Source organism: Streptomyces sp. NRRL F-5126, assembly GCF_000721265.1.
Classification (GTDB): Bacteria; Actinomycetota; Actinomycetes; order Streptomycetales; family Streptomycetaceae; genus Streptomyces.
On sequence record NZ_JOFZ01000140.1, the window covers coordinates 1 to 303 of the forward strand.

Consider the following 303-nt stretch of genomic DNA (forward strand, 5'->3'; position numbering starts at 1 on the left):
CTCTACAACTACGTCCCGCGCAAGGAGGACCTGTACGAGCTGATGGTCGATGCCGTCAGCGGGGAGCACGAGCTGTGGGAACCGTCGGGGGACTGGCGGGCCGACATGTTGCGGGCCGCCCGGCAGACCCGGGACCTCATGCACCGCCACCCGTGGCTGCCGCGCCTGATGTCCGGCGTGCACGCCCTCAGCCCGAACGTGCTGCGGTTCGCCGAGCACTGCCTGGCCTGCCTCGACCCGCTGGACGTGCCCGACGGCACCAAGATGGAGCTGTTCGCCATGCTCAACGGCGTGGTGACGATC

The 303-nt window shown here is 69.3% G+C and carries 1 protein-coding gene; it reads left to right on the forward strand.

Going from position 1 to position 303, the window contains the following annotated elements:
* Positions 1-303, forward strand: a 303-nt coding sequence (locus IH48_RS0132705) for a TetR/AcrR family transcriptional regulator C-terminal domain-containing protein (protein ID WP_030913242.1), incomplete at both ends; no start/stop codon positions are given.